Annotated in this window: 23 protein-coding genes; 14 read left to right on the top strand and 9 right to left on the bottom strand. The window is 64.1% G+C overall.

All coding sequences use genetic code 11. The features are described from left to right. Window positions 1-160: 160 nt before the first annotated feature. The 9 genes from CE_RS02935 to CE_RS02975 all read right to left on the bottom strand — a co-directional run bounded on the left by CE_RS02935 (window position 161) and on the right by CE_RS02975 (window position 10,352). A complete protein-coding gene (locus CE_RS02935; RefSeq protein WP_006769771.1) occupies window positions 161-1,669 on the bottom strand; it encodes an aldehyde dehydrogenase family protein in 1,509 nt (502 codons plus the stop codon). Further along, a complete protein-coding gene (locus tag CE_RS02940; RefSeq protein ID WP_006769770.1) occupies window positions 1,669-2,406 on the bottom strand; it encodes an HD domain-containing protein in 738 nt (245 codons plus the stop codon). The genes CE_RS02935 and CE_RS02940 overlap by 1 nt, the downstream gene beginning before the upstream one ends. Continuing rightward, window positions 2,403-3,677: an NAD(P)/FAD-dependent oxidoreductase gene (locus CE_RS02945; protein WP_006769769.1), complete on the bottom strand. Its 1,275-nt coding sequence runs from the start codon at window positions 3,675-3,677 to the stop codon at window positions 2,403-2,405. The genes CE_RS02940 and CE_RS02945 overlap by 4 nt, the downstream gene beginning before the upstream one ends. Before the next feature lie 10 nt (window positions 3,678-3,687). Then, the gene (locus CE_RS02950; RefSeq protein ID WP_035109762.1) at window positions 3,688-4,008 is read right to left on the bottom strand and encodes a 2Fe-2S iron-sulfur cluster-binding protein; all 321 of its coding nucleotides are present in this window, start codon (window positions 4,006-4,008) and stop codon (window positions 3,688-3,690) included. Between the two features lie 108 nt (window positions 4,009-4,116). Beyond that, window positions 4,117-4,899, bottom strand: a complete 783-nt coding sequence (locus CE_RS02955) for an SDR family NAD(P)-dependent oxidoreductase (RefSeq protein WP_006769767.1) — start codon at window positions 4,897-4,899, stop codon at window positions 4,117-4,119. Beyond that, window positions 4,892-6,817 (bottom strand): PEP-utilizing enzyme, encoded by a 1,926-nt coding sequence (locus CE_RS02960; protein WP_006769766.1) that lies wholly within the window; start codon window positions 6,815-6,817, stop codon window positions 4,892-4,894. The genes CE_RS02955 and CE_RS02960 overlap by 8 nt, the downstream gene beginning before the upstream one ends. A 71-nt stretch (window positions 6,818-6,888) precedes the next feature. Then, window positions 6,889-7,986 (bottom strand): PEP/pyruvate-binding domain-containing protein, encoded by a 1,098-nt coding sequence (locus CE_RS02965; RefSeq protein ID WP_006769765.1) that lies wholly within the window; start codon window positions 7,984-7,986, stop codon window positions 6,889-6,891. A gap of 43 nt (window positions 7,987-8,029) precedes the next feature. Beyond that, on the bottom strand, window positions 8,030-9,346 hold the full coding sequence (locus CE_RS02970) for a cytochrome P450 (RefSeq protein ID WP_035109760.1): 1,317 nt from the start codon (window positions 9,344-9,346) through the stop codon (window positions 8,030-8,032). A 199-nt stretch (window positions 9,347-9,545) separates the two neighbouring features. Further along, window positions 9,546-10,352 carry an IclR family transcriptional regulator gene (locus tag CE_RS02975; RefSeq protein WP_006769763.1) on the bottom strand — a complete coding sequence of 269 codons (807 nt, stop codon included), beginning with the start codon at window positions 10,350-10,352 and terminating at the stop codon, window positions 9,546-9,548. A gap of 291 nt (window positions 10,353-10,643) precedes the next feature. On the opposite strand from CE_RS02975, the gene secY reads away from it, so the two are divergent. From secY to eccB, 14 genes are all read left to right on the top strand, one after another. Continuing rightward, complete coding sequence (gene secY, locus CE_RS02980; RefSeq protein WP_011075044.1) at window positions 10,644-11,966, top strand: preprotein translocase subunit SecY; 1,323 nt, start codon at window positions 10,644-10,646, stop codon at window positions 11,964-11,966. Beyond that, window positions 11,966-12,511, top strand: a complete 546-nt coding sequence (locus CE_RS02985; protein ID WP_006769761.1) for an adenylate kinase — start codon at window positions 11,966-11,968, stop codon at window positions 12,509-12,511. The genes secY and CE_RS02985 overlap by 1 nt, the downstream gene beginning before the upstream one ends. Before the next feature lie 173 nt (window positions 12,512-12,684). Further along, complete coding sequence (map, locus tag CE_RS02990; RefSeq protein WP_006769760.1) at window positions 12,685-13,479, top strand: type I methionyl aminopeptidase; 795 nt, start codon at window positions 12,685-12,687, stop codon at window positions 13,477-13,479. A 176-nt stretch (window positions 13,480-13,655) separates the two neighbouring features. Beyond that, window positions 13,656-14,426 (top strand): L,D-transpeptidase, encoded by a 771-nt coding sequence (locus CE_RS02995; protein ID WP_041628369.1) that lies wholly within the window; start codon window positions 13,656-13,658, stop codon window positions 14,424-14,426. Between the two features lie 336 nt (window positions 14,427-14,762). Next, window positions 14,763-14,981 carry a translation initiation factor IF-1 gene (infA, locus tag CE_RS03000; RefSeq protein WP_006769757.1) on the top strand — a complete coding sequence of 73 codons (219 nt, stop codon included), beginning with the start codon at window positions 14,763-14,765 and terminating at the stop codon, window positions 14,979-14,981. A gap of 185 nt (window positions 14,982-15,166) precedes the next feature. Beyond that, a complete protein-coding gene (rpsM, locus tag CE_RS03005) occupies window positions 15,167-15,535 on the top strand; it encodes a 30S ribosomal protein S13 (protein WP_011075046.1) in 369 nt (122 codons plus the stop codon). 3 nt (window positions 15,536-15,538) lie between these two features. Then, window positions 15,539-15,943, top strand: coding sequence for a 30S ribosomal protein S11 (rpsK, locus tag CE_RS03010; protein ID WP_011075047.1), 405 nt, complete (start codon window positions 15,539-15,541; stop codon window positions 15,941-15,943). A 22-nt stretch (window positions 15,944-15,965) separates the two neighbouring features. Then, the gene (rpsD, locus tag CE_RS03015) at window positions 15,966-16,571 is read left to right on the top strand and encodes a 30S ribosomal protein S4 (RefSeq protein ID WP_011075048.1); all 606 of its coding nucleotides are present in this window, start codon (window positions 15,966-15,968) and stop codon (window positions 16,569-16,571) included. A gap of 109 nt (window positions 16,572-16,680) precedes the next feature. Continuing rightward, window positions 16,681-17,697 carry a DNA-directed RNA polymerase subunit alpha gene (locus tag CE_RS03020; protein WP_006769753.1) on the top strand — a complete coding sequence of 339 codons (1,017 nt, stop codon included), beginning with the start codon at window positions 16,681-16,683 and terminating at the stop codon, window positions 17,695-17,697. Between the two features lie 54 nt (window positions 17,698-17,751). After that, entirely contained in the window at window positions 17,752-18,306 is a 555-nt protein-coding gene (gene rplQ / locus CE_RS03025) for a 50S ribosomal protein L17 (protein ID WP_006769752.1), read from the top strand. A gap of 137 nt (window positions 18,307-18,443) precedes the next feature. Continuing rightward, on the top strand, window positions 18,444-19,259 hold the full coding sequence (locus tag CE_RS03030; protein WP_006769751.1) for a DUF998 domain-containing protein: 816 nt from the start codon (window positions 18,444-18,446) through the stop codon (window positions 19,257-19,259). After that, on the top strand, window positions 19,183-20,079 hold the full coding sequence (gene truA / locus CE_RS03035) for a tRNA pseudouridine(38-40) synthase TruA (RefSeq protein WP_049783603.1): 897 nt from the start codon (window positions 19,183-19,185) through the stop codon (window positions 20,077-20,079). Before CE_RS03030 ends, truA begins: the two co-directional genes overlap by 77 nt. An 88-nt stretch (window positions 20,080-20,167) precedes the next feature. Continuing rightward, window positions 20,168-22,549 carry a DUF6541 family protein gene (locus tag CE_RS03040; RefSeq protein ID WP_006769749.1) on the top strand — a complete coding sequence of 794 codons (2,382 nt, stop codon included), beginning with the start codon at window positions 20,168-20,170 and terminating at the stop codon, window positions 22,547-22,549. 130 nt (window positions 22,550-22,679) lie between these two features. Continuing rightward, entirely contained in the window at window positions 22,680-23,936 is a 1,257-nt protein-coding gene (gene eccB / locus CE_RS03045; protein ID WP_006769748.1) for a type VII secretion protein EccB, read from the top strand. Window positions 23,937-24,055: the final 119 nt, after the last annotated feature.

Consider the following 24,055-nt stretch of genomic DNA (forward strand, 5'->3'; position numbering starts at 1 on the left):
TTACCGGGCGCTGGGGTGTAAACCAACGGAATTTGTCACCGGGGTGCGGCGGGGACATGGGGGGATGACAAAAACTGTTGGTTTGTGAAAGCTGTCCTGGGGTTTTACCCGTCCCCGGACCACAAACCAACGTTTTCGTTCACCCGCTGTCCCGGCTGGGTCACACCATCCGGTGGATTGACTTGTAGCTCAGGTAGGCGCTGAGGCCCTCGATGCCGTATTCCACGCCCATGCCGGAATCATGACGCCCGCCGAACGGTGCGGAATGGTTGGAACCGAAGAAGTTGATGCCGACGGAACCGGAGTCCACGCGGCGCGCAACGTCCAGGGCACGGTCCTCGTCGGCGCCGAACACCAGGCCGCCCAGGCCGAATTCGGTGTTGTTGGCGATCGCGATCGCTTCCTCCACGCCCGCGGAGTCGTCGTATCTCAGGATCGAGATGACCGGCCCGAAGATCTCCTCCGCGGCGATCCGCATGTCGGGGGTGACATCGGCGAACACCGTGGGTTCAATGAACACACCGTTTTCCAGGCCACCGGTCAGCCCGGCGGTGGCGGCACCTCCGGTCACGGCGCGGGCTCCCTCGGCGTGACCGGATTCGATGTACTCCATCACCGTGGCGTACTGGGAGGCGGTGGCCACGGGGCCGAAGATGGTGTCCTCGTCGAGGGGATCACCCTGGCGGCCTGCGGCGATGGTGTCGGCAACCACCTGCACCACCTCCTCATAGCGTGAGGCGGGGGCGATGATCCGGGTGCTGATGTAGCAGGTCTGGCCGGTGTTGCGCATGCAGGACCGGATGAGACGGGCGGACAGGACGGACATGTCGGCATCCGGGAGCACGATGGCGGAGGATTTCCCACCGAGTTCGAGGGTCACCGGGCGCAGCAGTTCACCACATGCGGAGGCGATTTTGCGTCCGACCGGGGTGGATCCGGTGAAGGCGACCTTGTTCACGCCGGGGTGGCGCACCATGGCGTCGCCGAAGCGTCCGGACCCGGTCAGCAGGTTGATCACACCGGCGGGCACACCGGCGGCCTCGACGGCTTCGATGATGAACCGGATGGACAGCGGGGTGGGGGAGGCTGGTTTGATGACCACGCTGCACCCGGCCAGCAGCGCAGGGGCCAGCTTGATCACGACCAGGTTGATGGGGAAGTTCCACGGTGCGATCAGGGCGCAGACCCCGATGGGGTCCTTGTCCACGAGGGATTCGGCACCCCCGGCGGGGAAGGGACGGATATCCGGATCGTCGAGGAACGGCGCCAGGGTGGCGAAATACCGGAAGATGCCAGCTGCGTTCGCCGCCGCACCGCGGGTCTCCGAGATGGGGGAGCCGTTCTCGCGGGTATTGGTCAGGGCGAGTACCTCGGCGCGCTTCTCGATTTCCTCGGCGATCCGCACCAGATATTCCGCACGGTCTGCCGCGGTCAGAGAACCCCAACCGGGCAGGGCCTCCCGGGCGGCGCCGACGGCGTGGTCGAGTTCCACCTGGCCAGCCTCGGGGACGGAACCCCATTCCTGGCCGGTGGCGGGATCCACCACGGGGTTGCGTTTCTCCCCGGTGGCGGTCACCCACGCACCGTTGATGTAGAAGTCATCGACGTGGGTGTAGGGCAGATTGAGTTGTTCGCGTCGCTGCAGGGCAGCGGGGATGACGGCGGTCATTATCGGATCACCTCCGTGCGCAGGAGAGCCGCGGCGCGGGCCAGGTCAGCGGTGGCGATCTGGTGGGCGGCGTCGGTGATCAGCTCGGGGATGATCTCGCGCTGCAGGCGGTCGACATAGTCGGAGATCGCCATACCGAACCAGGAGGAGGAGGCCATGATGCCGGCGCGGTCGAAACGCCAGAGGCGGTCGCTGTCGCGGACCAGGGCGTCCTCAAGTGAGTAGGCGACCTGGCGGGTGTCGTGGCCGTCGATGATCTCGCAGACCTTCTCCACGAAGTCTTCGGAGTAGCCCAGCTCGGGCAGCACACGGCGTGCCACCACGCAGCCTTCCGCCTCGTGTTCGAAACGGATGGTGGCCTTGCGCCAGTTGCTGGAGAAACCCTCGGAGATTATCCGGTCCTCATCCACATGTGCCCAGCCGGTGTCGTGGAGGATGATGGCGGCGAGGACCAGTTCGCGGTCGGCCTCGGGGTAGGCGTCGCACAGGCGGGTGGCGTAGGCCGTGGAGACCGGCAGGTGGACGTCGTTGGCGCGGGTGCGGGTCTCGGGTTCGATGGCTTTCCACAGTGCATCGAAACCCGCGGAGGGGGTAGCGCAGATGGTGTCGGTGATGACAGGTCCGGTGGCGGGGATCGGACGGGCCGGGTACTGCGCATTGAAGGCAACGGCCCGGGGATCGTCGGCGTGGGTGCCGGCGTCGGCCTGTTCCCACGCGGGTAGGGTCTTGTTTGTCATGATGCGACCTCCAGGTCAACAGCGAGCTTCTTCAGTGGGGTGTTGATGTCACCGGCGGCGTCGAAGGGGATGTTCTGTCGCTTGGACAGGGCCCCGCGGACCGCCATGAAATCAAGGGGGGAGTTGACGCAGTCGGCGGCGATGATCTGTCCGTCCCGGTAGTAGAGGACGGAGAATTTCTTCTTGGCGTCATCACGTCGGATCAGGGTCTGGTCATAGCCGAGGGTGAGTCCGGCGATCTGGAGTTTCAGATCACCCTGGTTGGACCAGAACCACGGGATGCCGGAATAGGCCTCGGGTGTGCCGGCCAGGGAGTAGGCGGCGATCTTGGCGTGTTCGATGGCGTTGTTGACGCTTTCCAGGCGGATGCGTTCACCGGCGGGGGAGCCGGGGATGGGGTTGGGGATGTTGGCCACATCACCGATGGCGATGGTGGTGCCGTCGGAGGCCACGGCGTGTTCGTCCACCACGATGCCGTTGTCGACCTCCAGGCCCATCTGCTCGGCGAGTTCGGTGTTGGGGATGACACCGATGCCGACGATGACGAGTTGGGCCGGGATGATGGTGGCGTCGTCAAGCTCGACGCCGGTGACCGCGCCGCCCTCGCCGACGAACCCGCTCAGGCGCGCGTTGAGGCGGATGTCGATGCCGCGCGCCCGGTGCTGCTCGAGGAAGAACCCGGCGGTCTCCTCGCCCACGGCACGCCCGACGAGGCGGGGGCCGTGCTCCAGGACGGTGACGTTCTTACCCAGTTCCTGCAGGGAGCAGGCGGCTTCGAGACCGATGAACCCACCACCGATGACCACCGCGTCGCGCACATCGCCGACCAGGGCCTTGAGCTCCAGGGCGTCATCGGCGTTGCGTAGGTAGGTCACGCCGCGCAGGTCCGAACCGGGGAGGTCGAGGCGGCGGGGGCGGGCACCCACGGCGAGGGCGAGGCGTCGAAAAGCGTAAGTGGAACCGTCCCGGCCCACCGCAACCCCGGACCCGTCGTCGTTTTTATCGATGCGCTCGATGCGCACGCCCTTGACCAGGGAGATGTTGTTGTCCTCCCAGTACTCATTCGAGCGGAAGATCAGCCGTTCCTTGTCGATCTTGCCCTGCAGGAACTCCTTGGACAGCGCCGGGCGCTGGTAGGGGCGGTGATCCTCCTCGCCCAGCAGCGTGATGTGATCGGTGAACCCGGTGGCGCGCAGGGACACGGCCAGCTGCACACCCGCCTGGTTCGCGCCCACGATCAGCAGGCCCGTGGTTGTTGCATCGGTACTCATGATGATTCTCCTAGACCTGGGTCTCTGGTGTGGTCACGTGCAGGTCCATGCCCTCGGTGACCGGGATCTGGCAGGACAGGCGCGAACAGTCCTCGCGGTCCACGGCGGCGCCCCAGAGCATCTCGTCCTCCATCTCCTCCATCGGCGGCAGCGTCTCGAAGTCGGCCGGGTCGACGAAGACATGGCACGTGGCGCAGGACAGGGAACCGCCGCATTCGGCGACGATGCCCGGCACACCGTTGCGCACGGCGGTCTCCATCACGGAGTCGCCCACGTTGGCGTTGATGGTGCGGGTCTCGCCGGTGGTATCGGTGAAATGAATGGTGGACATGATGTTCTCCTTCAAGTCGTGTGCTTGTCTGGTGCTTATCGACGCCGGCCCCCGGGGTGCCCGGGGGAGGGAGGTCCCCGGGGGCCGACGTGGTGAAGCGGGAGGGGTTTAGATGAACTGGCGGCCGCCGTCGACGACCAGGGTCTGGCCGGTGATGTACCCGGCCTGGGGTGAGGCGAGGAAGAGGGTCGCGCCGACAATGTCCTCGGGCTGGCTGGCGCGTTTGATGGAACCGCGGTCCACGCCGTAGGTGGCGGCATCATCCATCAGGTTGAGGCTGGCCTCTGTGAGGGTGAAACCGGGGGCCACTGCGTTGACGGTGATGCCGCGGGTACCCAGTTCCTTGGCCATCACCCGGGTCAGGGCGATGACCCCGCCCTTGGAGGCGACGTAATGCGCCCACTGCGCGGACCCGGACATCACGGTGGCTGAGGAGAGATTGACAATCCGGGCATTCTCCGACAGGTGCGGGCTGACCGCGCGGGTGACCAACCAGGGGCCCTTGAGGTTGACCCCCATGACCAGATCCCATTCCGCCGGGTCGATCTCCTCAAGGGGGGAGCGGGTGACGGTGGCGTAGATCGCGGCGTTGTTGACCACCACGTCGATCGTCCCGCCGCCGAACTCCGCGACCGCCGCGGCCAGGGCCTCGGTGGATTCCGGGGAGGTGACATCCACCTGGAAGGCCTTCGCCTGTGCGCCGGAGGTGGTGAGCAGCTCCGCGGTCTCCTGCGCGCCGGCCAGGTTGATATCGGCCACCGCGACGCGGTCGCCCGCTGCGGCGAACCCTTCGGCGAAGGCGCGTCCCAGGCCACCGGCAGCACCGGTGATCAGTACTGTGCGGGGAGCGTGGGAACCGTGGGAACCGGTCTCGGGGGTCGGGTTAGACATTGGCGGGGACCTCCTGCGGCTGGTTCGTCGGCTGTTCTGCATCCACGCCGTGGTGGTGGCTGTGCGCGCCGGGGCCCTCGACCACCGGGGTGGCGGACTCGTCGACGATGGTGACGGTGCCCTTGGTGCCGTCGACACGCAGCAGTTGGCCGGTGGTGATGGTGGTGGAGGCGGAACCGGTGCCGGTGACCGCGGGCAGACCGTACTCGCGGCAGACGATGGCGGCGTGGCTCATCATGCCGCCGATGTCGGTGACGGTGGCCTTGATCTTGCCGAAGATCGGGCCCCACGACGGTGCGGTGACCGGTGCGACCAAGATCTCGCCCTGCTGGATCTCGGAGAGATCATCGGCCTCCATGATCACGCGGGCGCGTCCCTCGACCAGTCCCGGGGAGGCGGCCATGCCCTTGAGCACACCCTCCTCCGCGTCCTCGTCGTTGCCGAGCCAGGACTGGACCTGCTCGGTGGTGATGCCCCACAGCATGCGGGTGAACGGTTCGGTGATGGTCTGCGGCGGGGTGTTCAGCGCCGGTGCCGGGCGTGCCGTCTTCAGCGCGGCGACGATCTTCTTGCGACGCTCGATCTCCTCCGGCCAGATCACGGTACCGATAGGACCACCCGGTGCGCCCACACCCCAGCCGGTGGCCAGGTCGAAGAGGACATCGCGGACCTCGGTGCGGTTGAGGTAGAGCATGTCATCCTCGTTCTCCCAGAAGCCGTAGCCCTGCAGGGTGCGGGAGAGTTCGCGGACCTTGCGCCAGAACACGGACATGGTCCAGTGCTCGATGTAGAAGTTGTGGTTCTCCACATAGGGGTAGGCGGTGGCGGCGAGCTGCCCCTTGGCATCGAACATGGCCAGCTGGTCACCGTCGAGGAGGTCGCGGTATTCGCTGACGATGCGGTCCTTCTCCGCGATGAGCTCCTCCTTCGGACGGGAGATGACCTGACCCTCATCCAGGCGGCGGATGTAGTCCGCGATGTAGCCCAGGGGCAGTTCCAGGTGCTCGATCCAGTACTTGTCATGGCCGTAGAAGCCGTTGCCCACGGTGAAGTTGAACCAGGGATCCTGGGCTTCCTTCCAGCGTGCGAGCCACTGGTCGCCGCCGGGTGCGGCACCGATCGCGGCGAGGGTGGCCTCCGGGTCATCGGGGTTGGCGAAGCGAGCCTGCAGACCGAGGTCGACGGCCAGCTGTGCCAGGGTCTTCAGCTCATCATCGGGGCGGAACAGTTCCATGTCCACGCCCTGGACCATGGTGGCGATCGACTGGTCCGGGATGCCGGGGAAGATCTCCTTGCAGTAATTGAAGAAGTCCAGGTAGGCGATGTAACCGAGGTTGAGGAACTCGAAGTGGTACTGCCAGTTCTGGTACGCCAGCTGGATCAGGCGGTCGTAGTTCTCCATGAGCACCTCGGTGCCGTCCTTGGCCTTGCCGGAGAGGATATCCTCCATCGGGACCATGTCCGGCAGTGGTTTGAACTCCAGGGACTCCAGCTCATTGATGGTGCCGAGCACGCGCTCCTTCCACTCCGCCAGCTTGGTGTCCCAGTTCTGGAAGTAGTGGGTGATGCGCTCCTGGAAGTGCGGGATGCGCTCGGCGATCTGCTCCTCCGGCACCGGGATGGGGGACATGTAGAGGTATCCGAGATGCACACGGAACTCGATGCCGTTGGCGTTGGGGATCATGAGGTGGCGGGCGTTGTACTGGCCCAGGCACTTCACGGCGAATTCCCCGCCGATGGTCTCAAACGGCTTGAACACTGTCGGCCAGTGCTGCGAGTCGCAGAACCAGAACTTCTCGTTCTCCTGCTCCATCAGCTTGTCCTGGAACACCAGGTAGTACGGGTAGATCGATTCCCAGCCCTCGGCACCTGCGGGTACCGGAAGATCGGATGGCTTGCGGAAGGACTTGTTGCCCATGATGAGACTCCTGAAAAAGATGCTTTTCGACGAAAAGATGATCGCCGAGGTGGTCTATGAAAGGGGGGAACTTATTTCGCGCCGCTCATTGCGGCGGTGATCGAGCTGAAATCAAAGGCACCTGCGGTGGGTGCGGCTGCTGCGGGGGTGGGGGTGTCCTTCTTCACGCCGTTGGAGTGGATGGTCTCCGGGCGGGACTGCAGGAGTAGGAGGTTCTCGCCGTCGGGGAGGTCGGCGTCCAGTGCCCACTCGATATCCTGCGGGCACTTGTAGTGCTTCTCCGCACGCTTGGCCATGATGGCGACGGCCTCGAGTTCGGCATCGGTGAGGCTGCGGGTGGAGCGGCGGTCCGGGTCGACCTCCCGCTCGATGAGCGTGCCGGCCTCGGGGTCGGGGACCAGCTCGGCGTGCTTGTCACCGATGTGCTCGGACACCACCTGGAGGGTGATCTTGTCCAGCAGGATGTTGTCCGGGGTGACCTCACCGGAGACGACCATCTCACCGACACCCCAGGAGGAGTCGATGGTGAGCTTGGAGCGGTCACCGTTGGAGGGGTTCATGGTGATGGCCACACCGGCGACGCGGGCGTTGACCATCTTCTGCACCACCACGGCCATGGACAGGCCCTCGTTGGGGATGTTGTTCTTGATGCGGTAGATGATGGCGCGGGAGGTGAACAGGGAGGCCCAGCACTTGCGGATGTGCTCGGTGACGGCCGCCAGACCGATCTGCCAGAGGTAGGTGTCCTGCTGGCCGGCGAAGGAGGCGTCCGGGAGGTCCTCGGCGGTGGCGGAGGACCGCACCGCGACCGGGACATCCCCGCCGCACCTGGCCATGAGCTCGCGGTAGGCGTCGTGGACCGCATTGCGGGCGACGAGTGGCACCGGGCGGCTGCACAGCTCATCGCGGATGAGGGCGGAGACCCGGTCGACCTCGGTGACATCCTCAGGGTCGAGGTCGCTGAGGTACTTCTCGATATCCGCGGCCACCCCGGCCTCGCGGATGAACTCATCGAAACAGGCGGTGGTGACCACGAAACCCGGGGGCACCGGCATGTCGGCCTCGGTCATGGACACCAGGGAGGCGCCCTTGCCGCCGAGGACCTCCAGCAGGGGAGGCAGCCCTTCGTCGAAACGCTGCACGAACGGGATGTTGAGACTGTTGGTCATGATGTTTTCCTTTAACTCTGGTGGGGCCTGTTAGTTGGACCTGCTAGTTGGACCAGGTCACCGGGACGGAGACGGGGACACGGAAGGAGAGGTTCTCACGGAACTCCACCGACTGGTCATCGGCGAGTTCGAGGGAGGGGACGAGGCGGGTGGCCTCCTCGAGGCAGATCTTCGCCTGCAGCTTGGCCAGCATGTTGCCCAGGCAGTAGTGGATGCCGAAACCGAAGGAGAGGTGTTCGCGGGCGTTGGGGCGGGTGATGTCGAAGGTCTCGCCGTCGTCGAAACGCGCCTCATCCCGGTTGGCTGAACCCATCAGCAACAGGACGCCATCGCCCTTCTTGATGGGCTGGCCACCGATCTCGGTGTCCCTGAGCGCCTTGCGACGCCACCCCACGATGGACCCGGAGTAGCGCAGCACCTCGTCGATCGCGGCCGGGATCTTCTTCGGATCCTCGATGAGTGCCTCCCACTGGTCGCGGTGGGCCAGCAGGACCCGGAAGCAGTTGGAGATCAGCGTGGTGGTGGTCTCATGCCCGGCGAAGAGCAGGGAGTACAGCAGCGAGGCGATCTCGTGGTCGGTGATCTCCTGGCCGGACTCCTGGGCGCGGACGAGATCCGCGGTGAGGTTGTCGCCACCGTTGGCGTGGGCGTCGGCCACCATGCGCTGGCACTCCTGCCAGTACTCCACGAGGTTGTGGGCGTGGGGGATCTGCTCCTCATCGCTGAGGTCACCCCAGGTCATCGCGGCGCGGGAATCGGACCAGCGCTTGTAGGTGTCCACCATGGACACATCCGCGCCGATGAGGGTGAGGATGGTGATGGTGGGGATGTCATAGGCCAGGGCCGGGACGATATCGGCCGGGGCGCCCTGCTTGAGCATGGTCTCCAGGCGGGCGACCACGTTGGCGCGGATGTCCGGCTCCAGGGCCTTGTACCGGCGCGGGGTGAAGGCCTTCTGGGCGATCGCACGGATACGGGTATGCTCCGGGGGGATACGGGCGGAGAGACCGGAGTAGGCGGTGAAGCCACCTTCCTCCATGATCTTCGTTGCCTGCGGGCCACGTTTGCGCACCGGGGCCTGGGCGTTTTCGGAGGAGAAGGTCTCCCAGTCATCAAAGGTGGCCTTGATGTCGTCATAACGGGTGACTACCCAGTAGCCGATGCGCTCATCGAACATCACCGGCTCCTCCCGGCGCAGCTCCTCATAGGCGGGGAAGGGGTTGGTCATGTTGAAGGGCTCATAACCGTGGTGGCTGGTGCCCGGGGTGCCCGTCGCGTCGGGGTTGCCGTGGCCGTAGGGGCAGCCGCCGGAGGTGGTCTCTGGTGCGGTGGACAGTGCGGTGGTCGAGTCGGAAGTCATGTCATCTCCTGTCAGAATCCCGGTGGCGCGGTGGTAGCTACCGCACCGGGTTTCCATGTTGTGAATCACTCTCGGTTCAACATCGTGATTGGTGTCACTCTGTGTTGTTGACCAATTGTGCGCCCGGGGGAGATGAAAGCCTATTCAGATTTCCACTCAGTGGAATCGAGATGGATCGGGGCAGGTGGGAGGCGGTGTCTCACCTCCCGTTTTTCCGGGAATCCTTCCGGGTGGAAGCCAGAAGTGTATCCAGGGGGATGTGTGCCGTCGCCCTGTTGATGCGTTGGCTGGTTGCCTGGAGGACGGGCAGGAAACGCTCCATGTTCGCCGACTGCGAGGTGGCCACCACCACGCCCAGGCCGGCCCCGAGCCTGCCGGTGTGCCACACCGGCACCGCGATGGAGGTCGCCCCGATCCGCTGCTCATCCACTGAGATGGAATAACCCCGGGCCTTGATCTCGCGGAGGTCTTCGGCCAGCACGCCGGGGTCCGTGATGGACCGCTCGGTGGCGGCCTCCAGGGGGAGTTTGAGGTATGCCTCCCGCACCCAGGGTTCCTCGAAGGCGAGCAGCACCTTGCCCACCGCGGTGGAACTCAACGGCAGACGTCCGCCCACGCGGGAGGAGCGTGGCACCTTCTTGGATCCGTAGACGCGCTCGATCAGTAGTGCCTCATTGTTGTCCCTGACCACCAGCTGCGAGGTCTCCCCGGTGAAGGAGTAGAGATCCTGCACAAACGGTTTGGCGGTATCGCGCAACTGTCGGCCGGTGTTCTGTGCCAGCTCCCAGATACGCAGACCCAGCTGGTACCGCCCATCCGACTTCCGGGTGAGCAGACCGCCCTCGGTGAGTTCATTGACCAGGCGGTGGGTGGTGCTGGGTGGGAGATCCGCCAGTTCCGCGATCTCCGTCAGTCCCAGTGGCCGGGTGGATTTCTCGAAGGCTCCCAGGACGGCGATCACCTTCGATGTCACCGTCCTGCCCGGTGTTCGGTTACCTCCTGCCATGGGGTGGGCTCCTCTCCTGATGGGGTTGATGCATGTCATTCAACAACCCGGTAATTATTCATCCGTGGCGTCCGGCGGTCGGTGCCGGGCGGAAGGCACCTGCGGGATGAGGTATGACACACCCAACAATCGTGCTGTTCAAATGCCGGAAACGAAAGGGTGCTGGTAGGGTGAAAAAGTCAATCATGCCCAATTTGCTATTGGGGTAGGACCAGAAACACATTATCCCGCTGCTTATCGGACATTTTCCCATAGATGATCCGCTGGGCGGTATGGGATCCAGGAGGATACGTGTCCGCCATTATCCAGGCATTCAAGGACGCCGATCTACGCAAGAAGATACTTTTTACCATTGCGATGATCGTTTTGTACCGCATCGGTGCTCAGATCCCGTCACCGGGAGTTGATTACGCATCCATCAGCGGACGCTTGCGCGACCTGACTCAGGATCAGTCGAGCGTCTATTCACTGATCAACCTCTTCTCCGGTGGTGCGCTGCTGCAGCTGTCCATCTTCGCCATCGGCATCATGCCGTTCATCACGGCGTCGATCATCGTTCAGCTGCTGACCGTGGTCATTCCCCACTTCGAGCAGTTGAAGAAGGAGGGGCAGTCCGGTCAGACGAAGATGACGCAGTACACCAGGTACCTCACCCTGGCGCTGGCGCTGCTGCAGTCCGCCGGCATCGTGGCACTCGCGGACCGCGAGCAGCTGCTCGGTGCGGGTATCCGGGTGCTCAACGAGGACCGTGATTTCTTCGATCTGCTCATCCTGGTCATCACCATGACCGCCGGTGCGATCCTGGTGATGTGGCTCGGTGAGCTGATCACGGAGAAGGGTGTGGGCAACGGTATGTCCCTGCTCATCTTCGCCGGTATCGCCACCCGACTGCCCACCGATGGCATGAACATCCTCGGCAACTCCGGTGGTGTGGTCTTCGCGGTGGTCCTGGTCTCCGTGCTGATCCTGGTCATCGGTGTCGTGTTCGTCGAGCAGGGTCAGCGTCGCATCCCGGTCCAGTACGCCAAGCGCATGGTCGGTCGTCGCCAGTACGGCGGTTCCTCCACCTACCTGCCGCTGAAGGTCAACCAGGCCGGCGTCATCCCCGTGATCTTCGCGTCCTCGCTGATCTACATGCCGGTGCTGATCACACAGATCGTCAACTCGGGTTCCCTCGAGGTCACTGACAACTGGTGGCAGCGCAATGTGATCGCGCATCTGCAGACCCCGTCCTCCTGGCAGTACATCGTGTTGTACTTCGCCCTGACAATCTTCTTCTCCTACTTCTACGTCTCCGTCCAGTACGACCCGGCGGACCAGGCGGAGAACATGAAGAAGTACGGTGGTTTCATCCCGGGCATCCGCCCTGGACGCCCCACCGCCCAGTACCTCGGTTACGTCATGAACCGTCTGCTCTTCGTCGGTTCGCTGTACCTGGCGCTCATCGCTGTGCTGCCCAATATTATGCTGGATCTTGGCGTTGACGCCGGTTCGGCCGGTGCCACCCCATTCGGTGGAACCGCAATCCTGATTCTCGTCTCTGTTGCACTGACCACGGTCAAGCAGATCGAGAGCCAGCTCCTGCAAAGCAACTACGAAGGACTTCTGAAATAATGCGACTCGTTCTCCTTGGTCCCCCCGGTGCCGGCAAGGGCACCCAGGCAGCCATCCTCTCTGAGAAGCTCGGTATCCCCCACATCTCCACCGGAGACCTGTTCCGCGCCAATATCGGCGAGGGCACCCCGCTTGGCATCGAGGCCAAGCAGTACATCGATGCCGGCAAGCTGGTGCCCACCGATGTCACCGCCCGCATGGTGCAGTCCCGTCTGGCCGAGGCCGACGCCGCCGAGGGTTTCCTCCTGGACGGCTTCCCCCGCACCGTTGAGCAGGCCGATATCCTGGCTGATCTCCTCGACAAGGCCGGTAACCCACTTGACGGTGTCATTAACTACCAGGTCTCCGAGGATGTCGTTGTCGAGCGCATGCTCTCCCGTGGTCGCGCCGACGACAATGAGGAGACCATCCGCACCCGTCTCGGTGTCTACCGCGATGAAACCGCCCCGCTGATCAGCCACTACGGTGACAAGATCATCAACATCGAGGCTGAGGGGTCCGTTGAGGACATCAACGCCCGCACCCTCGAGGCACTGGGTAAGTAGACCCCAGTTCCCAGGCATCAGTTCTGAGGACCCATTTGATTAAGCAGGCCTGAAGGACGCAGAATTGGCCGGTATCCGCATTCACTGCGGGGACCGGCCATTTGTGTTGTGCAGTTGCGTGTATGCCGCAGGGCCGTTCCAATCCTTCAGTTATCTACCCAGAGAGGATCCCCATGGGTTTCCGTTCCAAGAAGCGCGTCATCGCCGCCAAAACCCCCGGTGAGCTCGACGCAATGCAGGCGGCCGGCGAGATCGTCGGCCGTGCACTCCAGGCGGTCAAGGCGGAAGCCCGCGTCGGCATGACCACCCACGACCTCGACCAGATCGCCGAGACCGTCATCCGTGAGGCCGGCGCCATCCCCACGTTCCTGGGGTACCAGGGTTTCCCCGCGTCGATCTGCACCTCGGTCAACGAGGTCATCGTCCACGGCATCCCGTCGAAGGATGTGGTCCTGGAGGACGGCGACCTGGTATCCGTCGACTGCGGTGCGACCTTCGAGGGATGGGTGGGCGACTCGGCGTGGTCCTTCGGCATCGGGGAGCTTGACGACGATGTCATCGCGCTCAACAACGCCACCGAATGGGTCCTGATGGAAGGCCTCCAGGCGATGGTGCCCGGCAACCGACTCACCGATGTCTCCAACGCGCTGGAGAGGGCCACCCGCCGGGCGGAGCAGAAATTCGGGGTGCACCTGGGCATCGTCGACGGCTATGGCGGCCACGGTATCGGCCGCACCATGCATGAGGATCCCTACCTGGCCAACGAGGGTAAACCCAACCGCGGGCCGATGATCCAGGAAGGGTCGGTGCTGGCCATCGAACCGATGCTCACCCTCGGCACCACGGATTCCGCGGTGCTGGAGGATGACTGGACCGTGGTCACCCTGGATGGCTCCTATGCCGCTCACTGGGAGCACACCGTCGCAGCCACCGCCGCCGGCCCGAGGATCCTCACCCCGCGCCGGTAATACCACCGACATCGTGGGCCCCGCCGCAACGGGGGTACCATCAGTTTCACGGGTGTGATGCTTGATCCTTCATGCAATGGTTTGTTGGCCGGTGAAACCTGAGGGCGGGTGTGGAGGGAGTATTTTATTCTCCGTGTTCCTCCAGTATGTTCGCATTTGCTTATATACTCTTTCACATGCAGAACTCATCCCGCACCCGCACCAACAAGCCCGCCAAGCGGGTGGTGGTCGCCCTCATCAGCGCCATCGCCGCAACCGCCTCCGTCCTCGGTGCACCGGCCACAGCCTCGGCCCAGGACTTTGCAGCGGGAAGCGCGGAACTGAACGCCCAGATCACCGATTCCATCGCCCAGATCACCACTGATACCCGTGAAGGGGCCTGGGTGACTCGCAACAATATCCACGCCCAGGTTGATCCACTCGGACCTTCCGGTCTGGCTATCAAGAATGCTGTCGACGGTGCCGTCAACAGCGTCTTCCCTGGCCTGATCCAGGAGAAGCTCGCCGCTGAGCAGGCAGCCCGCGCCGCGCAGGCCGAGGCGCAGGCGGCCGCACAGGCAGCTGCCGAGCGTGCCGCCGCGGCCGCCCGTTTTGATCGTGGCTCCTGCCCGCCGGCAGCCGACGTGTGCGTTGACCTCGACGGGGGTCGCTCCTGGCTGCAGGAGAACGGCCAGGTTGTCTACGGTGCTGTCCCGGTGTCCTCCGGTGGCATCGGCCAGGAGACCCCGCGTGGCACCTTCTACATCAACCGCAAGGTCAAGGATGAGATCTCTTACGAGTTCGGCAACGCACCGATGCCCTACGCGATGTACTTCACCTACAACGGCCACGCCTTCCACCAGGGCAACGTGGCCCGCACCTCCGCCGGTTGTGTCCGCCTGAACCCGCAGGACGCCATCCACTACTTCAACAATGTCGGCATCGGCGACATGGTCTACATCTACTAATCCGGTACACATCCCGGGGGTCGACAGGGGGAGGCATCAGACACAGATTCTGATGCCCCCTTTCGTTCTGCCGGGGATCAGCCGCGGTGCCGGAGGGATAGATTCACGGCGGGATGCGAGGGAGTGGCTGGTCGGTGCTGGTAGCTGCCGGTAGGTCAGTTTGAGGGGAAACAGCCCAGGGGTCCACGTTGTCAGATGAGCTGTTGTTTGGTATTTAGCACATGGACGTGTAATCTTAATCGACGGTGTATACGCATCATGTGTGCATGCCGCAATTTGCAGTGGAAAAACTTGAAGGGGCCGGACGAAAGTCATAGCCCTGGGAATGTGGAGGATATGGCTAAGGAAGGCGCTATTGAGGTTGAGGGTCGCGTTGTCGAACCTCTCCCGAATGCAATGTTCCGTGTCGAGCTCGACAACGGACACAAGGTTCTCGCCCACATCAGTGGAAAGATGCGCCAGCACTACATCCGTATCCTTCCCGAGGACCGCGTTGTTGTAGAGCTGTCGCCCTACGACCTCACCCGCGGTCGCATCGTTTACCGCTACAAGTAGACCTCTGAGCCTCCGTATTTCAGGGCGCAGGCGGGACATCCGTCTGCGCTGACTCACCTCCAGGTATCGATGGCTGGAGCCTCGCAAATCACAACCCACATCCCGGTTTCCGTCCGGGGAAAGCGTTGTTTGGCGTGGACGAGTACGGAGAAAACCATCGCAACAACCGGAAAGGTAACTGCCATATGGCACGTCTAGCTGGTGTTGATCTCCCGCGCAACAAGCGCATGGAGATCGCTCTCACCTACATCTACGGCATCGGCCCAGCCCGAGCCAAGCAGCTTCTCGAGGAGACCGGCGTCTCTCCTGATCTGCGCACCGACAACCTCACGGACGAGCAGATCGCTTCTCTTCGTGATGTCATCGAAGCCACCTGGAAGGTCGAGGGTGACCTCCGCCGCGAGGTTCAGGCTGACATCCGTCGCAAGATCGAGATCGGTTCCTACCAGGGCCTGCGTCACCGCCGTGGCCTGCCCGTTCGTGGTCAGCGCACCAAGACCAATGCGCGTACGCGTAAGGGTCCTAAGAAGACGATCGCCGGAAAGAAGAAGTAGAACATGCCTCCTAAAGCACGCTCCGGCGCGCGCCGTACCGGCCGTCGCGTCGTAAAGAAGAATGTGGCCCAGGGCCACGCATACATCAAGTCCACCTTTAACAACACCATCGTGTCGATCACTGACCCGAACGGCGCCGTTATCTCCTGGGCTTCCTCTGGTCACGTCGGATTCAAGGGCTCTCGTAAGTCCACTCCGTTTGCTGCTCAGATGGCCGCTGAAAACGCTGCCCGCAAGGCAATGGATCACGGCATGAAGAAGGTTGACGTTTTCGTCAAGGGCCCGGGCTCGGGCCGAGAGACCGCTATCCGTTCCCTCCAGGCCGCCGGCCTCGAGGTCAGCTCGATCTCCGACGTGACCCCACAGCCGCACAACGGCTGCCGTCCGCCGAAGCGTCGTCGCGTTTAATAGGGAAGGAAGAGGATAAAAAATGGCTCGTTATACCGGCCCAGCAACCCGTAAATCCCGTCGCCTTCGCGTCGACCTCGTCGGCGGAGACATGGCATTCGAGCGTCGCCCGTACCCTCCGGGACAGGCAGGACGCGCTCGCATCAAGGAGTCCGAGTACCTGCTGCAGCTCCAGGAGAAGCAGAAGGCTCGTTTCATCTACGGTGTCATGGAGAAGCAGTTCCGTCGTTACTACGCCGAGGCTAATCGTCGCCCGGGCAAGACCGGTGAGAACCTGGTCGTCATGCTCGAGTCCCGCCTCGACAACGTCGTCTACCGCGCAGGTCTCGCACGCACCCGCCGCCAGGCACGTCAGCTCGTCTCCCACGGCCACTTCGTGGTCAACGGCAAGGCAGTTGACGTTCCATCCTTCCGCGTTTCTCAGTACGACATCATCGATGTCCGTGAGAAGTCCCAGAAGATGAACTGGTTCGAAGAGGCACAGGACAACCTCGTCGACGCCATCGTTCCGGCCTGGCTGCAGGTCGTTCCGTCTACCCTGCGCATCCTCGTGCACCAGTTGCCCGAGCGCGCTCAGATCGACATTCCGCTGCAGGAGCAGCTGATCGTCGAGTTTTACTCGAAGTAATTTCTGCCCACCCGGCATTCCCGCCGGGCTGGCAGGTTTCTTCCCGCATTCATCATCCTTTCCGCCTACCGACGTCAAATAGCGGGCGTCATTCAAGGAGAGTTCTTCAATGCTCATTTCACAGCGACCCACCCTCACCGAGGAATTCATCGATTCCTCCCGTTCCAAGTTCATCATTGAGCCTCTGGAGCCGGGTTTCGGCTACACCCTCGGTAACTCCCTCCGCCGCACCCTGCTGTCGTCCATCCCGGGCGCAGCGGTCACCAGCGTGAAGATCGACGGTGTACTCCACGAGTTCACCACGATCAACGGGATCAAGGAGGATGTCTCCGACATCATCCTGAACATCAAGGGCCTGGTTCTGTCCTCCGACTCTGACGAGCCGGTGATCATGCACCTCAGCAAGGAGGGCCCGGGCGTCGTCACTGCCGGCGACATCGAGCCACCTGCAGATGTGGAGATCCACAACCCGGATCTGCACATTGCAACCCTGAACGAGAATGCCAAGCTGGACATCGAGCTCATCGTCGAGCGTGGGCGTGGTTACGTCCCCGCCACCATGACCGCAACCGGTGGTGACATCGGCCGTATCCCGGTCGATCAGATCTACTCCCCGGTCCTGAAGGTCAGCTACAAGGTCGAGGCCACCCGTGTGGAGCAGCGCACCGACTTCGACAAGCTGATCATCGACGTTGAAACCAAGAACTCCATCTCCGCGCGTGACGCCCTGGCGTCGGCAGGCAAGACCCTGGTTGAGCTGTTCGGTCTCGCCCGCGAGCTGAACGTCGCTGCTGAAGGCATCGAGATCGGCCCCTCCCCACAGGAGACCGAGTACATCGCCGCCTACAGCATGCCGATTGAGGATCTGGACTTCTCCGTCCGTTCCTACAACTGCCTCAAGCGCGAGGACATCCACACCGTGGGTGAGCTCGCTGAGCGCGCTGAGTCCGATCTGCTGGATATCCGCAACTTCGGACAGAAGTCGATCAATGAGGTCAAGATCAAGCTCGCCGGTCTGGGCCTGACCCTGAAGGATGCTCCTGAAGACTTCGATCCATCCACCCTTGAAGGCTACGACGCCGAGACTGGTGGCTACATCGATGTTGAGCCGGAAGATGCCGAGTAAGTCGCAATAGGCCCCCGGGCCGCGCTCACACCATACGTACACGAGGAGTACACCATGCCTACCCCTAAGAAGGGCGCCCGTCTCGGCGGTTCCGCGAGCCACCAGAAGAAGATTCTTTCTAACCTGGCTGCTTCGCTGTTCGAGCACGGCGCTATCAAGACCACCGATGCCAAGGCAAAGACTCTGCGTCCATACGCTGAGAAGCTGATCACCAAGGCAAAGTCCGGTACCGTCGCAGACCGTCGTAACGTCCTGGCACTGATCCCCAACAAGGACATCGTTGCCTACCTGTTCGACGAGCTTGCACCCAAGTTCGAGAACCGTGCCGGTGGTTACACCCGCATCATCAAGCTGGAGAACCGTAAGGGCGACAACGCTCCTATGTCCCAGATCTCCCTCGTTCTGGAGGAGACCGTCTCCGCAGAGGCCACCCGTGCCGCACGCGCAGCAGCCTCCAAGCAGACCGCCGATGAGGCCCAGGTTGAAGAGACCCCGGCTGAAGAGGTAACCGAGGAGACCGCTGCAGAAGAGACCACCGAGGCCGCACAGGCTGACGAGGCTCCTGCAGAAGAGGCTCCGGTTGAGGAGAAGAAGGACGAAGAGAAGTAATTCTCCCCCTCCTCTGATCCCCTGAAGACACACCCCGTACCACCGGCCCACCGCGGCAGGAGGTACGGGGTGTTTCCCATTGCCCGCCGCATGCTCTGAGTCTTCCCAACCCCCGGGCAGGGTGGAACAATGGGGTCATGGTGTACCGACTCTCCGGCCTGCTCCTGGTGGTCAGTGCGGTCGTGGGCCTGATCGGGCAGATGGTGGCCGCGGTGCGGTGGCAGGGGCATTACTATCCCGCCGAGCACCTCATCAGTGATCTCGGGTTGACCGGGTGTGTCCCTCTGCGTGATGTCTTCGGGCCCCGTTATATCTGCAGCCCGGGACATGACTGGTTCAACCGGGGGCTGGTGCTCGCCGGTGCGCTGCAGGTGGTCGCCGCGGTGATGCTGCTGCCCGCAGGAAGGGGGCACAACCGCCGGGATACCGTGGCCGGGCACCGGTGGGTGGGTGTCCTGGTGGGGATCGCGGGAATGTGCCTGGGTACTGTGGGATGGTATCCCCGTGATGTGATGGGTGGCATCCACGACATCGCCGGGGTGCTGTACGCGGTGGCGATGTGGTGGGCCATGATCATCGCCGTCCGGGCTACCAGCCATGCAACGGATCGGCACCTGCTGCCCATGGTGCACGGCAGTTACCGGGGCTGGACCATCGTGATGCTGCTGGTGTCCATCGGCGGTTTCCTGGCCCTGATCGCGTTGGGGCCGTTCACCAACCTCCCGGGCTTCTTCGAACGCCTGTGGTTCGGGATGTTGGCGGGGTGGACGGCTGTGTTGGGGGCGGCACTGTGGCGTAAACCCACGTGGCGTCAGCACGAGCAACGCAAGTGGCAGCGACGCAGTGAGCGCGACGCCCACCGGGAAGAAATTGATGATGCCCTCAGAAAGGCAGTGGAAACTCTTGACAACAACCAGTCCAACCGTGCGGATCAGACTCGATCTGGATTATGACGGCACCGATTTCCACGGCTGGGCCAGACAGGGGGACAGTGACCTGCGGACCGTGCAGAAGGTCCTGGAGGATAACCTCGGCATGGTCCTGCGTGCCCCCGTTGAGCTGACCGTGGCGGGCCGTACCGATGCCGGTGTCCACGCAGCGGGTCAGGTGGCCCATTTCGATATTCCCCGGGAGTCCCTGCAGCAGCGTTCCATCGACGGGGATCCCACGAAGCTGGTGCGGCGTCTGAGCAGGCTCCTGCCGGAGGATATCCGCGTCCACGGGGTCAACTACGCCCCCGAGGGTTTCGACGCCCGTTTCTCCGCGCTGCGCCGGCACTATGTCTACCGCATCACCACCCACCCCGCCGGGCCGCTGCCCACCCGGGTGCGGGATACCGCTGCCTGGCCGAAACCGGTGGACATCCAGGCGATGCAGACGGCCGCGGATGTTCTCATCGGACTCCATGACTTCGTCGCGTTCTGCAAGGCTAAACCGAATGCCTCTACGGTGCGTGAGCTGCAGGAATTCACCTGGCACGATGTGTCCACCCCGACCGAGCCCCAGCTCTACGAGGCCCATGTGGTCGCCGATGCGTTCTGCTGGTCCATGGTGCGGTCTCTGGTGGGGTCCTGCATGGCAGTCGGGGAGGGTCGCCGGGCGGGGGATTTCACGGCGCAGCTGCTCACCGCCACCGAGCGCAGCCCCGATGTGCCGGTGGCGCCGGCGAAGGGCCTGAGCCTGGTCGGGGTGGATTACCCCGACGATGATCAACTCCGTGCCCGCGCGGAGGAAACCCGTGCGGTGCGTGGGGCACTGCCGGGTGCGCCCTGATGAATCCGCGAGCCTTCGACCACTGGCTTGAGGGTCAGCGCTACACTCGTTGCGTGGCTGATATCAAGAATCCGGTGGGTGGGGTGCCATGCTGACCACAGTGTGGATAGCTCTGCTCGTCTTCACCGTTCCCGGTCTGGTGGTCTCGTGGATCTCCGGGCTCAAGCTGCCGTGGGCGGCGGCGGCGTCCATTCCGGTCTCCTTCGGCATCTACGGCATGGCCGCCTGGGTGCTGGGCATGTGGGATATGCGTTTCGACGTCCGTTCCGCCACCATCGCCACCCTCATCACAGCGGTGGTGGCGCTCGTCTGGCGGCTGGGGTGGATCACGGTGGCGGTGGTTCGACGGCGGCGGGAGGGGCGTCGACAAGCACCTGAGGAAGCACCTGCTGAAGAGGACGCACCCGCCGAACCGCCGAACCGGTGGCGTGTGGCGCTCGCCTACGCCCGCAACGGTGGGCTTCTCGACCACCGGTGGTTGCTGCCCGCGGCTGGCGTCGGCGTGGGTGCCTGGCTCATCATCGACCGTGCCCTCGACCTGCTGCTGAGCACCCGCCACGGTCTGGATGACATCTTCCAGGGCTGGGATGTGCACTGGCATGCGTCCACGGTGCGGTTCATCGCGGAGACCGGTATCGCCTCCTCGACCCGGATGGGGGAACTGCGCAACATCGAGACGCAGCAGGAGTTGTTCTACCCCTCCGCCTGGCATGCCGGTGCGTTCCTCGTTGCGGACCTGGCGGAGCTGACCCCCAATGAGGCCACCAACCTCACCGGCATCGTGCTGTCCGGCCTGCTGTTGCCGCTCGCGGTGGCGCTCATCGCGTGGCGCCTGATCAACAACCGTGGGCTGACCGCCCAGATCGGTGCCGGGTTCGCGGGCCTGGCGGTCATCGGATCCCCGGTGCTGTTCTGGGTGGGCAACTACGTTGGTGCCTGGCCGTATGTGGCCGCCATCGGTGCCTCCGGTGTGGTGCTTGCCCTGTTCATGTCGCTGCCGTATGCCCCCGTGCGGATCCTCGCCGCGCTGGTGGCGTTCATCGGCATGTTCCAGCTCCATCCGTCGGCGGTGACCATCGTCGTGCTCGCCCTGGTGCTGTGGTGGCTGACCCACCTGCTGTGGAAACCCAGCCGTGCCTCCGACACCTTTGCCCGCGGGGCGCTGGTGCGTCTGCGCGATGTGGGTATCCTCGCCATCACCGGCATCGCGGGCGCGCTGCTCGTGCTGCCCCAGGTGCTCTCCGGTGCGGAGCAGACCGAGGATGTGCTGTCCTATTCCGCGGAGGTGGATGTCACCCGCACGGAATCGTGGATCAGGGCCCTGACGATGGACACCCGCCACGTGGATTCCTTCGGCGATATCGACCTCACCCCGCTGCTCGTCTTCGCCGCCATCGGCGGAGTGGTGGCACTGGTGTGGCGGATCAACCTGTGGGCGCCACTGTTCTACTTCATCAGCCTGGCGCTGACCGTCAACTCCCTCAAACCCTTCGGTGAGCCGTGGGGTGACTGGTTGGGCATCATCGGTGGTCTGCACTATTCCACCGGGCATCGCCTCATCATGCCGGTAGCCCTGTTCACCTTCGCCGCCGCGGGTATCGGCCTGGCCGCGGTGATCCGCCTGATCTGCCTCGGCCCGGTGAAACAGTTCGCCAGGGTGTCGGCCGCCGCCTCAGTGGTGCTGGCCCTCGTGGTCGCGGTGCCGCTGCAATCCTGGGCCCGCGACCTGGTGGAGGAGGGATCCGAGTTCAGTATCCTCGCCCCCCATGATGACCGCATGGTCAATGACGCCGACCGCGCCGCCTGGGACTGGCTGATCGAGCAGCCCGGTGGCCGGGAACTGCGTGTGATGGGCGACCCGGCTGATGGACATGGCTGGATGTACGCCTACAACGGTCTGCAGTCCGTCTCCCGCCACTACGCCTGGCCGGCGGCCGGTGAGGGCACGGCCACGGCCCTGCTGTTCTGGTGGCCCCAGCTACTGGGTGCGGGTAATGATGGTGATCCCGATCAGATCAATGATGTGGATCAGGCCGCAGTGGATCTCAATGTTGGTTTCTTCTACGCCTCGCCGTGGCCGTTCTGGGCCTTCCAGGAACCGAACCTGCGGATCTACGATGAGCTGTGGACAACCCCCGGTGTCACCCCGGTCTACCGGCAGGAGAATGTCACCATCTTCGCCGTGAATCAGCTGTTCACCGATGAGCAGCTCGATCAGATGCGCGCGCCGGGTAACTCCCCGGAGCCGCTGCCGCCACTGCCCACCAAGGGTGAGCTCGGCCTGGCGGAGACCGCGGAGGAGTGGGATGAGACCTACTACCACCGCCCCACCACCAACCAGAATGAGGACACCGGGGGCGGACCGTTCGCCCCGGACCCCCAGCTGACCACCACCGAGGAGGTCCTCTCCCTCAACTCCTGGACCCCCGGCCCGCAGTCCGCTGAACCGGTGGGCACAACCCAGGGTTAGACTGCGCAACCGGGCGGAAGGTTCCCACCGGTTGCCCAGGGGTGGACAACCTCACATCCACGGACAAACGCCTGTGACCTGCACTAAGGTCACAGGCGTCTTCAGTGTTGTCGGCGGGGGAGGGGTGTCCATGGCTGAGGGGATTCTCATGCCCACCACCAGCGCGCAGGTATCGGGGCATAAGTTCCTGGTGCGCCGGGTGGAGCACGGCCTGGTGCTCGGTGATGTCCGCATGATCCACGATCCGCTCAGCCGACGCCGCCGGGCCCTGATTTTCGGGGCGGTGGCCTGTGTGCTCATGGCTGTCGCCTCCGTGGCGATGGCCCTGTTCCGCCCCGCCATCGACCCCGGGGACGCACCGGTCATCCGCGCGGAATCCGGTGCCCTGTTCGTCCGCCTCGATGGGGCGGTGCATCCGGTGGCCAACCTCGCCTCCGCACGCCTGATCGTCGGCGAACCGGTCGACCCGGTGCCCGCCAGCGACGCCATCATCAACGCCACACCACGTGGGGTGCCCGTCGGGCTTGTCGACGCCCCACCCATCATCGCCGACGCCCCCGACCGGGACGCGACCTGGGTGGGGTGCCAGGATGAGGCCACCGGCCTCATGCACGTTGCCGTGCTGGGGCAGCGACCCCCGGCACTGCGGGCGGGGCAGGGGGTGGTCGGGGCGTCGCAAAGCGTCGACGGCGGGGTGACGTGGCACCTGATCACCGACGCCGGGCGCGCGGTCATGCCGGGACCTGAGACCCATGAGGGGCGCGTGATCCGCCGACACCTGGGGATCACCGATGCGACCCCGGTGTGGCATCTAAGCCACGACATGCTCAACCTCATCCCCGAACACCCGGCCGTGGCGTTTCCCCATCCACTGCCCGAGGTGGTGCAGGCGGGCTCCCGGTCCTGGATGCGGGTGGGGGAGGCACTGCAGCCGATCACCGCGCTGCAACACGGGATGCTCATCGACGCCGGCGCCCACACCGTCCACGAGATCCGCCCCGTCATCGGTGGTTATCCCGAGACCTCCGCCCTGCCGATGACCCTGCCCGCCACCCTGGTGGACTGGGTGGCGGTACAGGACCGGCTGCTGTGCGCCGACGGCCTGGGTGCGGTGATGCTGGTCGACTCCCTGGAACCCGGGGTGGAACTGTCCGGGGAGTCCGTGGCCGTGGAGTTCCACGCCCCACCCACCGGAGCCGTGGGCGTGGACAGTGGCCACGGTTACTACCTGGTGGCCGATACCGGCCTGGTGCATGCGGTGGCCGATGGCACCAGCATGAGCGCGCTCGGGGTGGAGGAGGTCACCGAGGTACCGTGGCACATCCTGGCGCTGCTCCCGCAGGGCAGTGACCTGTCCGCCGGGGATGCGCTACGGGCGTTGTACTGACCTGGGGAGTTGGGCCGACAACTCCGATGAAACTGCCAGGTGAGAGGGGCATCTGTTAGGTAAAGTTATCTACTGTTGTCTATTGGCTTGAGGATTTGGCAGGATACATCGATGACCCC

The sequence above is a fragment of the Corynebacterium efficiens YS-314 genome, from assembly GCF_000011305.1.
Classification (GTDB): domain Bacteria; phylum Actinomycetota; class Actinomycetes; order Mycobacteriales; family Mycobacteriaceae; genus Corynebacterium; species Corynebacterium efficiens.

Coding starts and splice junctions, on each gene's coding strand:
- CE_RS02935 (WP_006769771.1), bottom strand. CDS start 1,669: ATGACCGCCGTCATCCCCGCTGCCCTGCAGCGACGCGAACAACTCAAT.
- CE_RS02940 (WP_006769770.1), bottom strand. CDS start 2,406: ATGACAAACAAGACCCTACCCGCGTGGGAACAGGCCGACGCCGGCACC.
- CE_RS02945 (WP_006769769.1), bottom strand. CDS start 3,677: ATGAGTACCGATGCAACAACCACGGGCCTGCTGATCGTGGGCGCGAAC.
- CE_RS02950 (WP_035109762.1), bottom strand. CDS start 4,008: ATGTCCACCATTCATTTCACCGATACCACCGGCGAGACCCGCACCATC.
- CE_RS02955 (WP_006769767.1), bottom strand. CDS start 4,899: ATGTCTAACCCGACCCCCGAGACCGGTTCCCACGGTTCCCACGCTCCC.
- CE_RS02960 (WP_006769766.1), bottom strand. CDS start 6,817: ATGGGCAACAAGTCCTTCCGCAAGCCATCCGATCTTCCGGTACCCGCA.
- CE_RS02965 (WP_006769765.1), bottom strand. CDS start 7,986: ATGACCAACAGTCTCAACATCCCGTTCGTGCAGCGTTTCGACGAAGGG.
- CE_RS02970 (WP_035109760.1), bottom strand. CDS start 9,346: ATGACTTCCGACTCGACCACCGCACTGTCCACCGCACCAGAGACCACC.
- CE_RS02975 (WP_006769763.1), bottom strand. CDS start 10,352: ATGGCAGGAGGTAACCGAACACCGGGCAGGACGGTGACATCGAAGGTG.
- CE_RS02985 (WP_006769761.1), top strand. CDS start 11,966: ATGCGACTCGTTCTCCTTGGTCCCCCCGGTGCCGGCAAGGGCACCCAG.
- map (WP_006769760.1), top strand. CDS start 12,685: ATGGGTTTCCGTTCCAAGAAGCGCGTCATCGCCGCCAAAACCCCCGGT.
- CE_RS02995 (WP_041628369.1), top strand. CDS start 13,656: ATGCAGAACTCATCCCGCACCCGCACCAACAAGCCCGCCAAGCGGGTG.
- infA (WP_006769757.1), top strand. CDS start 14,763: ATGGCTAAGGAAGGCGCTATTGAGGTTGAGGGTCGCGTTGTCGAACCT.
- rpsM (WP_011075046.1), top strand. CDS start 15,167: ATGGCACGTCTAGCTGGTGTTGATCTCCCGCGCAACAAGCGCATGGAG.
- rpsK (WP_011075047.1), top strand. CDS start 15,539: ATGCCTCCTAAAGCACGCTCCGGCGCGCGCCGTACCGGCCGTCGCGTC.
- rpsD (WP_011075048.1), top strand. CDS start 15,966: ATGGCTCGTTATACCGGCCCAGCAACCCGTAAATCCCGTCGCCTTCGC.
- CE_RS03020 (WP_006769753.1), top strand. CDS start 16,681: ATGCTCATTTCACAGCGACCCACCCTCACCGAGGAATTCATCGATTCC.
- rplQ (WP_006769752.1), top strand. CDS start 17,752: ATGCCTACCCCTAAGAAGGGCGCCCGTCTCGGCGGTTCCGCGAGCCAC.
- CE_RS03030 (WP_006769751.1), top strand. CDS start 18,444: ATGGTGTACCGACTCTCCGGCCTGCTCCTGGTGGTCAGTGCGGTCGTG.
- truA (WP_049783603.1), top strand. CDS start 19,183: ATGCCCTCAGAAAGGCAGTGGAAACTCTTGACAACAACCAGTCCAACC.
- CE_RS03040 (WP_006769749.1), top strand. CDS start 20,168: ATGCTGACCACAGTGTGGATAGCTCTGCTCGTCTTCACCGTTCCCGGT.
- eccB (WP_006769748.1), top strand. CDS start 22,680: ATGGCTGAGGGGATTCTCATGCCCACCACCAGCGCGCAGGTATCGGGG.